Source organism: Sediminibacillus halophilus (genome assembly GCF_900103695.1).
Classification (GTDB): domain Bacteria; phylum Bacillota; class Bacilli; order Bacillales; family Amphibacillaceae; genus Sediminibacillus; species Sediminibacillus halophilus.
Genome location: NZ_FNHF01000002.1, coordinates 217,689 through 234,081 on the forward strand (window position 1 = coordinate 217,689; position 16,393 = coordinate 234,081).

Below are 16,393 nucleotides of genomic sequence, written 5' to 3' on the forward strand. Positions count from 1 at the left end.
TTAACGCTTCTGTTATTCCAGCAATCCCTATCCTAGTTGGATTTTTGCAAGAGCCGGTATTAAGTGGTTAGCCAAGAAATTCGGTACAAAAGTGACTAAAGATGCTGTTAAAGACCTATCCAAACAAATGGCTAATAAGGCTCCAGGTAAAGCAGGATAGCTACTTGAAGAACAGATCGCTATGAAAAATTTTTTTCGAACCGTTAAAAGGAGAAAAGGAAATTCTATCCACTTCCAAAATCACTGATAAACGTTGGCCTGGTAAGTCAGATTGGGTAAAAATGCAACGAACCTTAAAAGTATAAGGATCTAAGACTATAACCATACATTTCAATGATAATAAAGCCACCAAAAAATTCGCTGATTTTAAATTTAAGTGATGAGAAGGTGTTACTATGAAAGAAAAGCTCTTCATTATTTTTAATGATTGGAAGAGTAAGTTAGAAAAAGATGAATGGTATTTTAGAAACTCCTATGAAGATCTAATAAATCGCCTGACATCTCAAGAAGCATTCGATAACATTCCAGATGTGATTAGCGTCCTTCTTACAATAAAAAATAGTTTTTTAATTGGTGAGACAATTGATTTTCTTCATGAATTATATAACATAGCTGATACAACTGAGATACACCCTTATCTGCAAGAAAACTTAATGATAATAAATAAACATATTGAGAAGTATGCTGACACTTATGGCAAAGATGCTTTTGGGGAATTCAAATCATCAATAAGATTATAAAATCACAGTTTATTTAAAATAACTTCCCAAATGTCTGGTTTTGGGGGGATTATAATCAGCTTTTTATCTACTTACGTGAATAGTTACAATTTGGTACAGAGGAAAGCGTGCCAACGTTAAAGTCAAAACGTGTATTGGTTATGTAATGTACGAATCATTCTGCTACAGTGATTTTTAATCAAACAGAAGGGCTTGGTGATTTTTAGTAAGAGCATAGATCGAATGTCTTTGCTTTTTAACTACATTGAATATAAATAAAGAGCCGACAACTGGTTTGACTCACGGTTATCTGCTCTGCGTCTTAGCGTCTGGCTCTTAAATAACTGATATATTATTTGTTTTACATTGAAAATTGTTTCCTGTTTAAATGTTGGACAAAATATTGGAAAATTTTCAAGTACCGTATCAATCCCTATTTTGACCTGAGTTTTTTTGTTACAGACGGGGCATAATATCCGCTCGTATTACACACTCTTCCATCCATTACTTGTGTTTTTTTGATCACTAATACCTTTACTCTCTTTTATCTATAACCTTTTTCATGGCCTTGTTAACTTCTTGGTTAGCAGATTCTTGATAGATGTCTGCGTAAGTTTGTGAATCTTTAATTAGATCGTCGCAGAAAGCTGCTACATCACTACCCGTCACTTCAAGCACCCCTTTACCCACAGAAGCGCCTTCTTCAAATAGGTCTACGATTCCCGAGAGTATACCCGTCTCCTCAGTCAACTCAACAGGTCCGACTTTGAATAGATACTTTTGAATTTCTTTATATACAATCCGATAATCTTGTGGGAGCGCTTTGACACGCGCCATGTGTGCTCTCCACTCTTTTTTGCCTTCGATGATATCTTGTATTCTCATTATTACCCTCCTAGTTTACTTAATTTTTTAGCGATATTGTTGTTGAGTTGTTCGCGCCACTTGTCACGATAAGACTTTGCTCCTTCTTCTCCGGTTAACGCGGCACAGAAACCCTTGATATCGTCCCCTAATACTTCTTGGACACCTTGCCCATCTGCAGCCGATTCTTCGAGTAAACCAAGTACACCATCAAGAATTGGCATGAGGTTGCGACCGGTGAAGTCTGAGTACTGCCAAAGATTGGAGTTGATTTTTTTCCATGCCTCTTGATAATCAGCCGGCAGCTTTTTAGCTCGTGATTCAAAAGATTTAAATTCTTTAGTTATGTCTGCGCCTGTGATTTTTTCAAAAAAGTTCATTGATTTTACTCCTTTTTTAACTCGTTAATTTTTGAGGATATAAAACCCCATTTTGCCCAAAATTCTCTCAATTCCTCACGCCCAGCATCATTGAGCGCAAAAAACTTTCGTGGCGGTCCCTTATCAGATGGCTTTTTTGTAATCTCCACCAAATTATTTTTCTCAAGTCGGACCAGGATGGTATAAACTGTTCCATCGACAACTTCCGTAAACCCGAGTTCATTGAGCTGTCTCGTGATTTCGTAGCCGTAGGTTTCTTTCCGGCTTATAATTTCAAGGACACACCCCTCAAGCACGCCTTTAAGCATTTCCGTTAGGTTTACCAAAGTACTCACCGCTTTCCATTCATTATGACTGGTATTCTGTATTACTTAATACTCCTATATAGTATCACGCAGTAGTAATAGCGTCAATATAATGATTTTTTTCTTTTATTTTTAACTATGTAATTTAAAATTGTACTAAAAAATGAGAAGAATACCTTATATGTAGGAGGTCCAATTTTATGAAGTTTCCCTCTTACAAATAATATGTAAAACCCAAACCATCACGCAAGTATTATTAGTTTTGCGTAAAGGTAAGACCCTGGGAATCAAAAAGTCCCTCGAATCATTAGTCCGAGGGAACATAAATTACACTTCAATATTTAACTAAAATCCACTAAACCTATTGATACCAAGCTTTTAACGCCACGCACTCAGCATGTAGCTTGGTAATAAGATGATACTGTTATCTATAAATATTATATTTCTGCGTGCGGCCACGACAATCCCTTATGTTTCCTCTAGACAACTAGCAGTTGATTTTATGATGTTAAGTTATAATTATTTATTTTTTGAAAGTATTTATATACTTTTTTAATTTTTTTCTGCTGTTTTCCCTTTGAACTTTCCATATTCCCAAACTCAAAAAACTTTACCTTTTTAATACCTACGTATTGAAATAATGCCTTACGCATTAAAACTTTATGAGCATTATTTAGCCAAAACATTGGATAAAAGGTTGGACCTTTCATTACCGAAATACATACGACTGATTTACCCTTCAACAAACCATCTGGTAACAACTTACCATTATCCTTGTAGGCAAATCCCGAAGCAAACATTTTATCAATATAACCCATTAACATAGCAGGAGGCCTTCCCCACCATATAGGATAGATAAAAATAATCTTGTCAGCCCATGATAGTTGATTACGATATTTTTCTAATTCTGGATCTTTATACATATCTCTTCTCTTCTTTTTTTCACCAAATTCAAGGACCGGATTAAATTTTTCATCGTATAAATCTAAAATTTGAACATTTTCTATTACATGGTTTTCCTCGCACCCGCGAAGCACCCCTTGTAAGAATGTGTAGCTTAAGCTTTGGTGATTTGGATGGGTAAAAACAATTAAAACGTTCACTGTTAAACACCCCATTAGTTATCATTTGTTAACTAAATAGTACCACTTATCTAATTTAGTTGTCAAATGATAATTGTTTTTTGATAATTTATTTGATACTTTTTAAATGAGGTGATTTATATGGACAAGAGTAAGCTTTTCCAACAGTTCGTTCGATTTACGTCATCTGTACATCAAGTGACAAATGATATGACAAAAGAAATTAAAATTGAAAACATAACTACCGTTCAATACAAAATATTAGAGTTCATTACAGTTAGCCAACCTGTAACTCTCAGTGAAATCAGTGAATGCTTGCATTTATCTTTACCTAATTCTAGCCGCGAGTTAAAAAAATTAATTCAAAGTCAACTATGCGAAAAAATTATTGATCCAAATGATCGGCGAAAGTTTGATATTTGTCTTACAGAAAATGGAACGGTACTAATGAATAAAGTGTTTCGACAGCTTGAAATAAATTTTCAAGAGCGAATTAAAAATTTGACAGATTCCGAATTAAAAGAAGTTGAAGAGGCAATTAACATTTTACAAACTAAGTTTTTTGCATAGGTCAAAAGGAAAGGTTCAAGATGAAACATATCATGGTCTCTTATATGAATTTTTTAAAAGTTATAATATAACTCATATTCCCATAAGAAAGACTTATAAGTATTTGGTTTTCGAGTAAAAGTAACCGTGGGGATCAAAAAATCCCCCGAACTAATAAGTTCGGGGGAATATATACTCTACTATTATATATAGCTAATAACCACTAAATCCATTGATACCATTTTGTACAACCATAATAAACTCCTTCTAAATCACCCACCTCAAACCCGCATTCCACCGTTCGAGTAAAATTAAAGTTTTCCGACGAACCCCCATTTCCGCAATTTCGGCGAAAAATAAAGCCGTTTTTCACCGCTTTTCCAACTTTTTTTTGAGAGTTAAAAAAGAAATATCCGATAATAGAAGGAAGAGAAATCCTACAAAAGACAGACAGGGCAAAGGGAATGGAATGGAGTGATTAACAAAAGAGCAATTAGATAGAGCTAACGTCAACTTTCAAGTGAAAATGTTTTATGCACTGATTCTTGGCGTGCCTTTAAAACGTATGCTGCTGAAAAAGGTATAGATATATAATTAACAATTCAAGTCTATCGGAAAGATTCGCACATAGGGGATTTACCACATCCAAAACATCAATAATTATCACCAATGCCTTAAAGGATGGATGCAACGAGTTAACGGAGTTGCAACTAAATATCTGAACAATTTCCTTGCTTGGTTTGGGTTATTATCTATTCAATATCAAAGAAATTCTATCACTATGAATGAGTTGACTATTAAGGGGATTTTAATACAAAATATGGAAACGTATGATACACTTAGGTTATCTAAATATAAACATTGGCAGATTCATTGAAAGAATTAACACAAATATTTCATATTAGAAACAGCTTAAATAGCTAACTCGTAGTAAAGTTGAAGGGGGAATTTTTGATGGAAAAGAAACCTATGAACTTTTTCCAGATGGTTTTCGGAGTAGTAGTTGGAATTGCAATCTATGAAGGAATAAAAGAACTGGCACAGTATTTATTTTAATTCCGAAATTATTTACTTAAAGTTAACCAGCTAATAGTTTGTCAACATTTTTCAATAAAAAACTTAAAAATGATGTGATATACTAAATTTGCGCATGCCAAATAACCTTCCGTTTTCTTTCAGTTGGAAGGGTTTATATTATTTAGTTAGATATAGTTTTCAGGCTATATATTGGGAATATTTACCAACTAGGTTGCCAAATAAAGCCCAATACCAAGTAATAGTAGGAAAATGCTTATATTCTCGATATTTGTGATCACCGTAATAATTGGAGCTATATAGGTATAAGTCATAAACCCGCCTGTTGTGCCGATAATACTGACACTTAATGTTAATATAATAATTTTGTTGAAACTTTTGAGTCTCTCTTTTATTCTCACAGAAGCTTCTCGCTCAATTTTTGGTAAGAATATTAAAACCCCAATTGCAGTTACTAAAGATACCACTGCTACGAAAGCAAAAGAATAACGCAAGGTCATTGCATTTCCAATCCATGTACCAATAGGAGCGCCTAAAATTAGCCCAATAGTTATACCATCTATGACAAATGATAAAGCTTTTCCACGAATTGTATCAGCAACCAAACCTGTTGAAGTAGCCATAACCAAAGGGGTGAACACAAACATAGATAATACTCATAGCGTCTTAACAGGCATATTAAACATTAATGTTCCTAAAACAGGGGCTCCAATTGCATAGGCAAACTAGACAACAAATTGAGCAAATGGGAAATTCCCAAAGACATTTAAAAGAGTGCAGGTTAAAGATCGCCAGAATAGGAGTAATGAACAATGAATTACCACCTCAAATTATCGGTGTTAGGAACTTTTATTATCGGAAAAGATGATTATGTTATTGCTGGTTTACTACCGAGCATTGCAAAAAATATGGAGTCACGATTGCAGCAGCCGGACAATTAGTAACAGCCTTTGCCATTCAACAATATAAGTATGACACGATGTCAATGTAAAGAAGGAATGTTTTAGTTCATTTTTTTTAGCAAGCTCTATTCAACGAGTGCGATTGTAAAACAAAAAATCGATTCCCTGTAAGATAAAGAATCGATTTTTTCAGGTTGGGAATATGCTTAGCGTACAAAATGTTCGAAATGCTGGCGGTAGCCCATATAGCTTATCCCTCTTAAGTGATGATTATGATATAGCGTTTTTTACAATGTTGCGGTAGTAGCCTATGGTAAACAGAGCGAATACAAAATAGATAACCGTGTAAATCACCATGGCGATGGATGCCGGAAACGTGGTATCCGACCGGATCATAAATGAAGCCGCCTTGATAGCAAAGATCGAATGCAGCATACCGATTGTGAGAGGGAGAAGGAACACGATGGCCTGCTTTCGTATAATGCCTTTCATGATCATATTCACGTCAAATCCGAGCTGACGCAACGTCTTAAAGCTTTGCTTTTCCTGCTCGGCTTCGGTCATTTGCTTGAAGTACAAGATGCTGCCGGTTGAGATCAAAAAGACAAGTCCAAGGAAAGCTGCGATGAAAATGAGCAAGCCTGTCGTCTGCAGCACTTCTTTGTACTGCGCATAGAAATAATATAATCGTTCGTCACTGACGGATTTTGCGTATAGAGAGGAAGCTGTGGCGAGCTCTTCCTTGTCCGGAACTTGAAACGTATCAAAGCGAATTTTTTTATAACCGGGCGTACCGGCCATTTGTACTGCGATTTTGTCCATCGTCGCTTCTGACACTAGCAGCTGACTGCCGGGAGCATTTAAATTCATGATGTTCCTTTCCATCACTGTCCTCAATGTATACATAACGGTCTGTCCATTCTGCTCCAACTCTATTTCGGTTGGATATCGCTCATCTAAGTCCCCGGAAAGTGAGGCCCCAGCATTGTACAAAATGGCCTCTCCATCTGGTGGCATGTCGAGGTCTGCGTCTGTTTGTTTAAGCTGTTCGGCCGGAAGCCATAACAAACCTTCTTCAAACTTGTGGGATTCGTCATTCGGATCAAGGATGACGCCCTTCGTAAGAACCGCTTCAACGACATGGTGTTTCACGTCGATGCCTTCCTTCTCCAGCTCGTTCTGGAATGACAGCGCCTCCTGCTGTTCGTTTTCAAACATAAAATCATCAGGGAAATCGTGGCGGGTCTCTTGCTCTACGGAGTAGTAGAAGGAGTAAGCCATGGAAATCATCGTGATGGTCAACACCGACAACAATGTAATCAAAGTAAGTGAGTTGGCATTTGCTTTCGTATGGTGCATCAGCGGAGCCATTGACAGGCTGTTTGTTAAGCCTAGGTGTCCATCTTTACGTTTGCGGAACAGGTAAAAGCACCATCTGATCGTAACGCGAAACAATAAGTAAGTCCCTGCAACGATGGATCCGAGCATCAATAATGCGTTGACGAATAACTGTTTATTGATATGACCCGACAATTCATAGCCGTATCCAATCAGTGCCAGACCGAGCAGGGCGAAAATAGCAGATGCCACCGCTTTGGGCGGCTTAGTGAGGTCAGGTCGCTTGTCAGCTTGAAACAGATCCAGAAGAGTGCTGCGATAAACCTTCAGCATCATCTGTATGGAAGTGATGACGATGATGAGAAGATAGACCATAACCGTTTTAAAAGCCGCTAGTACGGAGAAGCTGATGCCGACAATCCCTTCTAAGTCGAGCAGATTCAACAAAACCAGGACGAACAGCCTTGAAATCAACGCGCCGCAAATGATCGCAGCAAGTAGTGCACCCAAGCCAAGCAGTATATTCTCGATCATTAGATATCGGGCTACCCAGCCTTTGGAAAGACCAATCAGCTGGTATAGTCCGATTTCTCGACTGCGCCGACGCAGGAAAATGCCGTTGGCCGAGACGGTAAAGATCCCAACAATCACAATCAGCATGACTCCCGCAATTTGAAACCCGGCAGAGAAGTCAACGCTCGGATGTGTCATATTCTGAACATCCTGATCGTGCTGTAGTGAGGTGAAGACAAAATACAGACTCATACTAAAGATCAGCGCAAAGAAATACAAATAATAATGCTTCACATTTTGCCGCATGCTGCGAAGCGCTAATTCAAAAACCGTCAACATGATCGCCCCCCAGTACAGCTTGCACGTCCATAATTTCATTAAAGAAGGCATGTCTTGTTTTATCGCCGCGGTATAGCTCGGAATAAATCTTCCCGTCTCTTAAAAACACAACACGGCTACAATAGCTGGAGGCTACCGGATCATGGGTCACCATGACAACGGTGACGCCTCGCTGCTGATTCACCTTCTCCATCACGTCCAGTAACGAGGAAGCGGATTTGGAATCCAGTGCACCGGTCGGTTCGTCCGCAAACACGATCGAAGGCTGGTGGATCAGAGCACGCCCTGCAGCTGTCCGTTGTTTCTGGCCTCCTGATATTTCATGCGGATATTTGTTCGACAGTGCTTTAATGTCAAGCACATCGGCGATGGCTGTGAACTCGCTTTCCGCCTTCCGCTTGCTTATTTTGCTAAGGGAGATGGGTAGCAGTATATTTTCCTTCACTGTCAACGTGTCCAGTAGATTGTAATCCTGGAAGATGAATCCCAACTTGTTGCGCCGAAAAGCGGAAAGCGCAGTATTACCCAGCTTGGAGATATCTGCTTCATCGATTAAAACCGTTCCGTCCGTAGTATGGTCAATCGTAGCTAAGACGTTAAGCAATGTCGTCTTGCCTGAGCCGGAAGGGCCCATAACACCGACAAATTCATTGCGGGTGACGCGTAAATCTATTCCTTTTAATACATGCTGTGCACTTCCTTTGGTACCAAAAGTTTTGTGGACATTTCGTGCTTGTAAAACGGTTTCTCCTACATTCAACTGATCTCTCCTCCAATTCATAATTGTTGCTTGATGATAGCTTTATTATACGGTGGAATTTTTCGCTTGTCGGACGTTTTACGTGACAATCTGGCAAGACAACATGACAATATTGTCACGTTCACTATTCCACACCAAAAACAGTCAGGAGCAATCCTGACTGCTTGATAGCTGGATATTACTTGCCCGCCCCTCTTCGGACAGCTTCGAATGCGTTGGGCTCGACAAAGATCATTCGCATCACCGTACCTTTCGTTTGACCGGGTTGCGCTATGAGGGTAATTCCTAATTTATCTGCCACGGTTTTTGCAAGATAGAGCCCAAGTCCTGTCGCTGCGTTTTGAATCCTGCCGTTTTCACCCGTGAAGCCTTTGTCAAAGATACGCGGCAATTCGTGTGGCTGTATTCCCGGCCCTTCATCGATGACATCTAAAAAGACTTGGCCTGTCTCCGTTACATCCGTCACGATCATAAGTGCCGTATTCGCAGGATTATATTTCACGGCATTCGTCAACAGTTGCCGAAGGATGAAGCGGCACCATTTTCGGTCTGTAATGGCCTTTACCTCCGTTCCTTCGATACTGACAGCCAGATTTTTTTCCATACACCATGGCGCCAGCTCCCGCACTTCTTCCGCGGCAAGGCGCTGTATGGAGGCCAATTCAAGAACATAGTCGGATTCGATCGCGGGCAGACGTGTCATATGCAGCTGACGGTCGACCAACAAATACACCCGCAACCATTCCGCTTCAATTTTACGTATTTCCGGATCACTTGGCCTGGCGTCCAGGATTAGCTTCATGGCGGTGAGAGGAGTCTTCACCTCATGGATCCATGAGGCCGTGAATTCATTCTCGATCAGTTGAGTTTCTTTATAGTCAGAAAACTTTCGTTTGAACTTAAGGGAGGCCTCCCGTAAGATGTCGTTGGTAATCTGATCTAGGCCGTCCCCAGGCTCAGGAAGTGTCTCGATCCAGTCTAAGGCCATGTCTTCCTGCAATGCAGCCAACGCGGCGGCATATTTTGTCTCTCTTTTGAAGCGCCATATAAAAAACAGGAGAAAGGACAGAATAAATAAGGCGTTAAAATAAAGGAGAGAAGTAGATGTGACCTGGATGCCTTGATCAAGCAGGATCAGAGTATTGGCTAAGCCGAGCAAGCCGGCAAACAGTAAAATCCAGCTTTTCCTTGCATCAACGTAACGGATAAACATGGCACGGTTCCCCCTATCAGTACATGTTCATAATCTCTATAAAGTGATGGCCATATAACCCAGCCCTTTTTTTGTCACAATAGTGTCTGCCAAATCGATCGTCTCCAGCTTATGCCGCAAACGGGTTATATTCGCCGTGAGGGTATTGTCGTTCACGAACTGCTCGTCCTCCCACAGCTTTCGTATCAAGTCATGGCGCGAGATAATGACATTGTTCGATCTCACGAGTGTGATCAGTATAAAAAATTCGTTTTTTGTTAAATCCACTTCTTTCCCAGTGTTTCGAATTACACCTTTATTCACATCAATCAAGGCGCCGTTCCATTCAAGAATATTCGATCTCTCTTCGCCATAAGTATATGTCCTCCGGAGAACGGCTTGAATTTTGGCATAAAGCACGTCTGTATGAAACGGCTTTTGGATGAAGTCGTCCGCTCCCATGCTCATCGCCATGACCATATCCATTGGATGATCGCGGGAGGAAAGGAAAACAATGGGTACTTTGGATACAGCGCGAATCTCGCGGCACCAATGAAAACCGTCAAATTTCGGGAGTATAACATCCATGATGACGAGCTGAGGCTGTTGTTCAAGAAATGAACGCATCACACCTTCAAAATCATCTGGTCTCGTGACTTGGAACGACCAAGCCTCTAGGCCTTTCTTCAACGCAGCAAACAAAGCATTATCATCTTCAATAACAAATATGTTTATCTTCATCGAGCCAGCCTCCTAGTATCGCAAATTTGACTGTTGTAAATAAAATAATTTGAGGTAACAAAGAATTACTCCTCATTAATATATCACAGATTAATGTTTCACCTATGGTGGGGGTACGGAAACGATTCGAGGATTAATGGGCCGCTATGGGAAATATTTACTTTTTAATGTGGTTAGCTTCTTTACTTCCTTTCTGCCAATTTTCTGTACAAAGCCGATTTTGACACATTTGTGATTTTACAAATTTTTTTACACAGTCATATTTCTTTCTCTGTAAAGTTCCACTGCATAGTTAATGCCTTCATGTTTCGAATGATATTTTTACCATCTCCCAATATTTCCCTTTTTTGGCAAGTCCTATTCCTTCACGCTGACGCATTCGAATTAGATCACGTTCTAATTGATTAACGTCTCCCATGACAGTCATTAAAAACTTACTATAGGGATAGTCTTCGGATAAATTTACTAAGTATCTTTCAAGGACTTCAAAATTGCCTTCTTTTGCTTGATGTCATCGACCAGTGCGGACGTTCTGCCCCGGCTACCGTAAATGATAAAAATAAGGTCAACCAGTAAATTCTGGCTGACCTTATAATACGAACGGTACGTTAGTTTATTAAGCCTATAATAATAAAATGGAACTTTCTAATTTGGGGGAGTTCCTTTTTTATACCTAATATCAACGTTAAACTTTAACAGAGCCAAAGAAATAATCCACGCTACAAGATTATACAAATGTCATAGTTTGGGTACAGAGTAGAAGAACTGAACCCGTATTGATTACAGTCTAATATATTGATACCTAATTGGTAAAACCGATTGGATGATAATTGAGAAACGTTTGAAAACAGATGTTTCTTCTCTCTTTACTTTCCCACTTCGATACCCATTAAAAATACCCCGAAATCGGGGTCTAAATCGGATATGTTTATTTTGGCGAGCAAGAGTTAGTTTTAATTAGACACTTTCTGTACAATTAAAATAAACAAAACTTTTTTCATCCCACTTAAAACCCCATTCCACCGTTCGAGTTAAAATAAGATTTCCGACCGAACCCCCATTTTGAAGGATTTTTGATTCAAAAACACTCCATTTCTTCCCTCAAATACGCCTGTATTTTCACCTTTTTTTCTGTTTTAAAATAAAGTTCTCCGATAAAAGAAGGAAGATAAAATCGAAAAAGGACAGACAGGGCAAGGGATAATAGAAAAAAGACCCTGAAATCGGAAATGTTTATTTTCACGAAATCGGGGTCTTAATCGGAAATGTTTATTTCGTTTAGGTGATTTATATTTTAATTAGACACTTTCAATACCATCTCCGCTACAGTTTCAACATGCACCGTCTGTGGAAACATATCCACCGGCTGAATACCTTTCACCTCATAGCCGTTCTTGGTTAAATAGTTCATATCCCGTACCTGCGTCTCCGGATTGCAAGAGACATATATGACACGCTTTGGTTTCAGCTTCACTACACTGGACAAGAACGCTTCATCACTGCCGCTTCGAGGCGGATCCATGATGACGACATCCGCTTTCTCACCACGGGCTGCCATCTCCACCATGAATTTACCAGCATCACCTTGATAGAAACGGGCATTTTTCACGCCATTACGCTTAGAATTTTGGATGGCGTCTCGAACCGCATCCTTATTCAGCTCCACCCCGATGACCTTGCCTGCTTTTTGGCTGGCAATCAAACCAATCGTACCGATACCGCAGTATGCATCGATTACCGTTTCCTTTCCGGACAATTGCGCCATCTCAATGGCTTTTGCATATAGCTTTTCCGTTTGAACAGGGTTGATTTGATAGAAGGATTTAGCGGAAATATCAAACTTCAGCCCACAAAGGGTATCCGTTATCGTCCCTTTTCCGAACAGCACCTTTTCCTGGTCACCTAAAACCATGCTTGTATTCCGGTTATTCACGTTCATGAGAATAGTCGTTATCTCTGGATGGGCCTTCCTGAGGGCTTTGACGAAATTATTCTTCCCCTTAAATATAGGGGAAGCTACAACCAGCACCACCATGATTTCCCCGCTGACCTTTCCGACCTTAACCAGGACGTGGCGCAGGAAGCCTCGTCCAGTATCTTCATTGTAGGGTTGGATTTTAAAGGACTTCATCATGTCTTTAATGGTATTCCAGATTTCATCCGCTTTGGGATCGTGAATAAGACAACGATCCATAGAAATAAGCTGATGACTATTCTGAGCGTAGAGCCCGCCAATAATCTGCCGATCCTTATTCAAGCCGAATGTCGTATGGCTCTTGTTTCGATAATCGTACGGATGGTCCATAGCTAAAATGGGTTCTGGTTTCCCGAACGGTTTCATCAATTTATCTATCGTTTCCTGCTTGAAATACTTTTGCGCCTGCTCGTTCATATGCATCAGTTGACATCCACCACACTCATAATAATAGGAACACATTGGCGTGACCCGGTTTTCAGACGGAGTTATTACACGTTTTAGTACTGCGTCAATCTGTCTGCCACTTGTGGACACCGTTATCTCAGCCGTTTCGCCAGGTAATAGATGCTCTATTTCCAGCTGCTTTCCTTCCCATTGGATAATGCCTTTACCCTGTTTGGTCAGGCCTGTGCATGTCACCTCTGCTGTTACGGTTTTTTTGTTGCGTCCGCGTTTATTATTGCTCAGGTTCTTCCCTTGGAATTTGTTGGCTTTATGTGTGTCAGGTTTTGAATGCTTTTTTGAGTGGGATTTAGTTGATTGTTTACGTTTTGTGCTCGATTTATCTCCACTGTTCTTACGTTTGTTCATAGGCACATCCCATCTTTTCTTCTTGTGACACTCCATTATATACTAGCCGAACAGAGTAGTAAAATGGACAATGAAAAAAGACTGCCACCAAATATTGGATTGGGCAGTCCCTTTCATTATATCCATTACACGTGTAACTTCGTATAGTAGTGCTAATTCTTAATGTAATAGCTAACAGAATCTTTTACCAGCTATTAAAAGCTTCGTTTTAAAGTATTGGATCCTCCCAATCAAACTGAACTAATGTGACATATAGTAAACAGACTGCACCATATCAACTTTATAGGAGTATGTGATACCCCCTTAGTATGCCCACATATCACTTCAGTTGATTGTTGAGATTATGTTTCTCGCAAAATTTTCTCCATCGCTTTTCCCTTTGCTAATTCATCGATTTGCTTATCCAAATAGCGGATTTCCTGCATAGTAGGTTCTTCGATGTCTTCCACACGGACACCGCAAATCACTCCTTTGATCAAAGCTCGCGCCGGATTCATTCGGGGAGCTTCTGCAAAGAAAGTCTCAAAGTCTGTTTGTTTTTCCAGTTGCTCTTCTAACCCTTCCTGGCTATAGCCTGTCAACCAACGGATGATTTCATCAACTTCTGTTTTCGTGCGTCCTTTTTTCTCCGCTTTCTTTACATAATGGGGATACACGCTTGCGAAACTCATTGTATAAATCTTATGTTTGGGCATGATTCACATCCTCGTATGTAGGTTTTTCTTCATTTTATCATGAAAAGTAGTTGGGAGACATCTAGCTCAGCGATTATACCTTCCCTATTACATTTTTTTATTTATCCGATATAAATTCTCTTATTACGCTGGCATACAATGCTGGTTCCTCGAATCTTGGGAAATGCCCGCTTTGTTTAAAGATAGATAGCTTACGGTTGGACTGCCCATTCGAAAACGCTGTCAGCTGATCCTTACTAGTTACCCAGTCATATTTCCCTTTCAGCAATAACATCGGACAAGTAATAGAATCAAGGTGAGGTAACAGTGATTCAAATACTTTCCCTTCTTGGTATAATTTTTGTTGATGATTCGCTGCCCGTTCCCAATTTTTTTGAGGTATGCCGGATTTTTCAACAAGATGGTCAAAGAAGTGTTTATCTTCTCCATACACATACAAATTGTCTTTATGCTCTTCCAAGTCTTGAAGAAACTCTATGCATTTTCCCCAGACCTCTTCTGTACCCATTATATTCACTGCAGTCAGGCAGTCCTTAATCTTTTCATCTTTGCCTAATCGTTCATACTCCTGAGCAGCCCCTGCGATAAGTGAGCGAGCAGAACTCCCCAAATCCAACATCGGACATTCCAGCAAAAGAGATGTCACATTTTCAGGATAATGCAACTGATATTGCACAGCCACATACCCGCCAAAAGAATGCCCGATGATACCCCACTTTTTTATACCGAGTTGCTTACGAATAGCTTCGCAGTCATCTACCAAATCAAATATTCCAAATGACTCATTATCTTCGATTGAATCCGAGCGAAGCACCCCTCTTTGATCGATTGCAATGATCCTCATAAATTTTGAAAGTCTGTGCCCTTGATGTTCAATGAAATCATAGGAACCAGCCCCCGGTCCACCATGTAAATATAAAAATACAGGTAAATGGACCTCGCCGTGAATCTCATAATAGATTTTCTTCTTATTAGTAAGCATTATGTATCCAAACATTTTTTCTCCTTCCGTTCTATCCAATCTATCGATTTCATTCAATCATTAACACTCCTTTCAATCTTCCTTATCGACTGTAAAAAATCTTTTTTATTGCACAGTATGGTTGTACCATGCATTAATATGTCTTCTTAAAAATACAACTCTTGTTTTAACGTAAACCATAAGTTCACCTATAGTCGTTAGCATATAGCACGCCGGCGTTTTAGCGTATTTCTCCATCTGATTCCTGTACCGAATTTACTAACTAATACCACAAGAGTTTTAAAGATGTCGAACCAAGCCTAAAACATAAAGGCGAAGTAAAAGTGGTTTCTTTTACGCAATGGAATTATTTCTGCGTCGAGTCTTCTTCCACACAAAATGTTTTTAATAGTCTCGCCTTCATTAAACATACGAATCCTTAGATGGCTTTGCTCGTATTAGATAGAAAATATCTGATCGGTAGCGTTCTATATGTAAAACTTGAAGATTTGATTGCTCCAAAACCATACTTAAATCTCTATCACAATGGCATCCTGAAATCTTTGAGTATAGGGGGTCAATTATTTTTTGTGTAACAGAAAGTAATCGATTGGTACTGAGTCCATGTTCCATAAGCAATACGATCCCATCCTTCCGACACCAACGATTAAATTGATTTAGTGCGGTAATAGGATTAGGATAGCTACAGAGGGAAAGGGTAGAAACAATGCTATCAAAAGAGTTCTCTTCAAATATCAGGTCTTCAACATCTGCTTCTATAAAGTTTGCTTTTACTTGATAAACGGAAGCAGCTTCCTTGGCACTCTTAATCATATTAGGGCTGAAGTCAACACCAGTTATCTCAACTTGCTCTCTATCATAGTAAGGAAAATTGGCACCAACACCAATACCAACCTCCAGTACTCTTCCAGACGCATGTTTAATCAGTTTATTTCTCCAGTCAGCAAGCATTTTATTTCTACGATGTCTTTCATACATCTTTACCTGATTATCATACTTTTTGATTAGCTTTACGTTTCCCAATTACTATCCCTCCCAAAATCGATTAAAACGTGGGAAAATTGCTTGGCAGGATAAGCTTCCGCAGGGCAAATTTGGTCTCTACAGTATAGTTAATTCCACATCTACAAGAGTTACTCCTTTAATTTAAAAGCAACGCCATTCAATTAAACAACATATTTATAAATGTCCCCGAATGTTTAAGAAACC

General features: G+C 39.4%; 17 protein-coding genes and 2 pseudogenes. 4 read left to right on the forward strand and 15 right to left on the reverse strand.

Features of this window, described 5'->3' with window-relative positions; all coding sequences use genetic code 11:
* Nucleotides 1-395: 395 nt before the first annotated feature.
* Complete coding sequence (locus tag BLR82_RS08075; RefSeq protein WP_074598514.1) at nucleotides 396-740, forward strand: hypothetical protein; 345 nt, start codon at nucleotides 396-398, stop codon at nucleotides 738-740.
* A gap of 239 nt (nucleotides 741-979) precedes the next feature.
* On the opposite strand, the gene BLR82_RS21550 is transcribed toward BLR82_RS08075, so the two are convergent.
* The 5 genes from BLR82_RS21550 to BLR82_RS08100 all read right to left on the reverse strand — a co-directional run bounded on the left by BLR82_RS21550 (nucleotide 980) and on the right by BLR82_RS08100 (nucleotide 3,371).
* Entirely contained in the window at nucleotides 980-1,195 is a 216-nt protein-coding gene (locus BLR82_RS21550) for a cysteine-rich KTR domain-containing protein (RefSeq protein ID WP_139186943.1), read from the reverse strand.
* Nucleotides 1,196-1,253: 58 nt separating this feature from the next.
* Nucleotides 1,254-1,604 (reverse strand): DUF1048 domain-containing protein, encoded by a 351-nt coding sequence (locus BLR82_RS08085; protein ID WP_074598515.1) that lies wholly within the window; start codon nucleotides 1,602-1,604, stop codon nucleotides 1,254-1,256.
* Between the two features lie 2 nt (nucleotides 1,605-1,606).
* Nucleotides 1,607-1,963 (reverse strand): DUF1048 domain-containing protein, encoded by a 357-nt coding sequence (locus BLR82_RS08090; RefSeq protein WP_074598516.1) that lies wholly within the window; start codon nucleotides 1,961-1,963, stop codon nucleotides 1,607-1,609.
* Between the two features lie 5 nt (nucleotides 1,964-1,968).
* Entirely contained in the window at nucleotides 1,969-2,271 is a 303-nt protein-coding gene (locus BLR82_RS08095) for a PadR family transcriptional regulator (RefSeq protein ID WP_074599039.1), read from the reverse strand.
* A gap of 497 nt (nucleotides 2,272-2,768) precedes the next feature.
* Nucleotides 2,769-3,371 carry an NAD(P)H-dependent oxidoreductase gene (locus BLR82_RS08100; protein ID WP_139186920.1) on the reverse strand — a complete coding sequence of 201 codons (603 nt, stop codon included), beginning with the start codon at nucleotides 3,369-3,371 and terminating at the stop codon, nucleotides 2,769-2,771.
* Between the two features lie 120 nt (nucleotides 3,372-3,491).
* Here BLR82_RS08100 and BLR82_RS08105 point away from each other — a divergent pair, with 120 nt between their 5' ends.
* Both BLR82_RS08105 and BLR82_RS20570 read left to right on the forward strand, forming a co-directional pair.
* Nucleotides 3,492-3,920, forward strand: a complete 429-nt coding sequence (locus BLR82_RS08105) for a MarR family winged helix-turn-helix transcriptional regulator (RefSeq protein WP_074598518.1) — start codon at nucleotides 3,492-3,494, stop codon at nucleotides 3,918-3,920.
* A 457-nt stretch (nucleotides 3,921-4,377) separates the two neighbouring features.
* A pseudogene (locus tag BLR82_RS20570) lies at nucleotides 4,378-4,776 on the forward strand (IS1595 family transposase); the annotation flags it as partial.
* A 367-nt stretch (nucleotides 4,777-5,143) separates the two neighbouring features.
* Here the strand turns inward: BLR82_RS20570 and BLR82_RS08115 are convergent.
* Nucleotides 5,144-5,581 carry an MFS transporter gene (locus tag BLR82_RS08115; RefSeq protein ID WP_074598520.1) on the reverse strand — a complete coding sequence of 146 codons (438 nt, stop codon included), beginning with the start codon at nucleotides 5,579-5,581 and terminating at the stop codon, nucleotides 5,144-5,146.
* 165 nt (nucleotides 5,582-5,746) lie between these two features.
* Between BLR82_RS08115 and BLR82_RS21465 the strand changes: the two genes are divergently transcribed.
* Nucleotides 5,747-5,875 (forward strand): hypothetical protein, encoded by a 129-nt coding sequence (locus BLR82_RS21465; protein ID WP_281242173.1) that lies wholly within the window; start codon nucleotides 5,747-5,749, stop codon nucleotides 5,873-5,875.
* A 231-nt stretch (nucleotides 5,876-6,106) separates the two neighbouring features.
* On the opposite strand, the gene BLR82_RS08120 is transcribed toward BLR82_RS21465, so the two are convergent.
* The 9 genes and pseudogenes from BLR82_RS08120 to BLR82_RS08160 all read right to left on the reverse strand — a co-directional run bounded on the left by BLR82_RS08120 (nucleotide 6,107) and on the right by BLR82_RS08160 (nucleotide 16,207).
* Nucleotides 6,107-8,026, reverse strand: coding sequence for an ABC transporter permease (locus BLR82_RS08120; RefSeq protein ID WP_245693711.1), 1,920 nt, complete (start codon nucleotides 8,024-8,026; stop codon nucleotides 6,107-6,109).
* The gene (locus BLR82_RS08125) at nucleotides 8,010-8,786 is read right to left on the reverse strand and encodes an ABC transporter ATP-binding protein (protein WP_245693713.1); all 777 of its coding nucleotides are present in this window, start codon (nucleotides 8,784-8,786) and stop codon (nucleotides 8,010-8,012) included. The genes BLR82_RS08120 and BLR82_RS08125 overlap by 17 nt, the downstream gene beginning before the upstream one ends.
* Before the next feature lie 178 nt (nucleotides 8,787-8,964).
* A complete protein-coding gene (locus BLR82_RS08130) occupies nucleotides 8,965-9,999 on the reverse strand; it encodes a sensor histidine kinase (protein ID WP_074598522.1) in 1,035 nt (344 codons plus the stop codon).
* A 36-nt stretch (nucleotides 10,000-10,035) separates the two neighbouring features.
* The gene (locus BLR82_RS08135) at nucleotides 10,036-10,719 is read right to left on the reverse strand and encodes a response regulator transcription factor (protein WP_175486779.1); all 684 of its coding nucleotides are present in this window, start codon (nucleotides 10,717-10,719) and stop codon (nucleotides 10,036-10,038) included.
* Between the two features lie 182 nt (nucleotides 10,720-10,901).
* Nucleotides 10,902-11,241 (reverse strand): annotated as a pseudogene (locus tag BLR82_RS21290) (helix-turn-helix domain-containing protein); the annotation flags it as partial.
* Nucleotides 11,242-12,013: 772 nt separating this feature from the next.
* Nucleotides 12,014-13,507 carry a 23S rRNA (uracil(1939)-C(5))-methyltransferase RlmD gene (rlmD, locus tag BLR82_RS08145; RefSeq protein WP_074598523.1) on the reverse strand — a complete coding sequence of 498 codons (1,494 nt, stop codon included), beginning with the start codon at nucleotides 13,505-13,507 and terminating at the stop codon, nucleotides 12,014-12,016.
* Nucleotides 13,508-13,848: 341 nt separating this feature from the next.
* Nucleotides 13,849-14,202 (reverse strand): DUF2200 domain-containing protein, encoded by a 354-nt coding sequence (locus BLR82_RS08150; protein ID WP_074598524.1) that lies wholly within the window; start codon nucleotides 14,200-14,202, stop codon nucleotides 13,849-13,851.
* 97 nt (nucleotides 14,203-14,299) lie between these two features.
* A complete protein-coding gene (locus BLR82_RS08155) occupies nucleotides 14,300-15,241 on the reverse strand; it encodes an alpha/beta fold hydrolase (protein WP_074598525.1) in 942 nt (313 codons plus the stop codon).
* Nucleotides 15,242-15,586: 345 nt separating this feature from the next.
* Complete coding sequence (locus BLR82_RS08160; RefSeq protein WP_074598526.1) at nucleotides 15,587-16,207, reverse strand: class I SAM-dependent methyltransferase; 621 nt, start codon at nucleotides 16,205-16,207, stop codon at nucleotides 15,587-15,589.
* Nucleotides 16,208-16,393: the final 186 nt, after the last annotated feature.

Excerpts from the sequence above, each read along its gene's own strand:
- BLR82_RS08095 (WP_074599039.1), bottom strand. The coding sequence starts at position 2,271 with ATGCTTAAAGGCGTGCTTGAGGGGTGTGTCCTTGAAATTATAAGCCGG.
- BLR82_RS08090 (WP_074598516.1), bottom strand. The coding sequence starts at position 1,963 with ATGAACTTTTTTGAAAAAATCACAGGCGCAGACATAACTAAAGAATTT.
- BLR82_RS08075 (WP_074598514.1), top strand. The coding sequence starts at position 396 with ATGAAAGAAAAGCTCTTCATTATTTTTAATGATTGGAAGAGTAAGTTA.
- BLR82_RS08130 (WP_074598522.1), bottom strand. The coding sequence starts at position 9,999 with ATGTTTATCCGTTACGTTGATGCAAGGAAAAGCTGGATTTTACTGTTT.
- BLR82_RS08105 (WP_074598518.1), top strand. The coding sequence starts at position 3,492 with ATGGACAAGAGTAAGCTTTTCCAACAGTTCGTTCGATTTACGTCATCT.
- BLR82_RS08120 (WP_245693711.1), bottom strand. The coding sequence starts at position 8,026 with ATGTTGACGGTTTTTGAATTAGCGCTTCGCAGCATGCGGCAAAATGTG.
- BLR82_RS08150 (WP_074598524.1), bottom strand. The coding sequence starts at position 14,202 with ATGCCCAAACATAAGATTTATACAATGAGTTTCGCAAGCGTGTATCCC.
- BLR82_RS08115 (WP_074598520.1), bottom strand. The coding sequence starts at position 5,581 with ATGTTTGTGTTCACCCCTTTGGTTATGGCTACTTCAACAGGTTTGGTT.
- BLR82_RS08135 (WP_175486779.1), bottom strand. The coding sequence starts at position 10,719 with ATGAAGATAAACATATTTGTTATTGAAGATGATAATGCTTTGTTTGCT.
- BLR82_RS08085 (WP_074598515.1), bottom strand. The coding sequence starts at position 1,604 with ATGAGAATACAAGATATCATCGAAGGCAAAAAAGAGTGGAGAGCACAC.
- BLR82_RS21465 (WP_281242173.1), top strand. The coding sequence starts at position 5,747 with ATGAATTACCACCTCAAATTATCGGTGTTAGGAACTTTTATTATCGGA.
- rlmD (WP_074598523.1), bottom strand. The coding sequence starts at position 13,507 with ATGAACAAACGTAAGAACAGTGGAGATAAATCGAGCACAAAACGTAAA.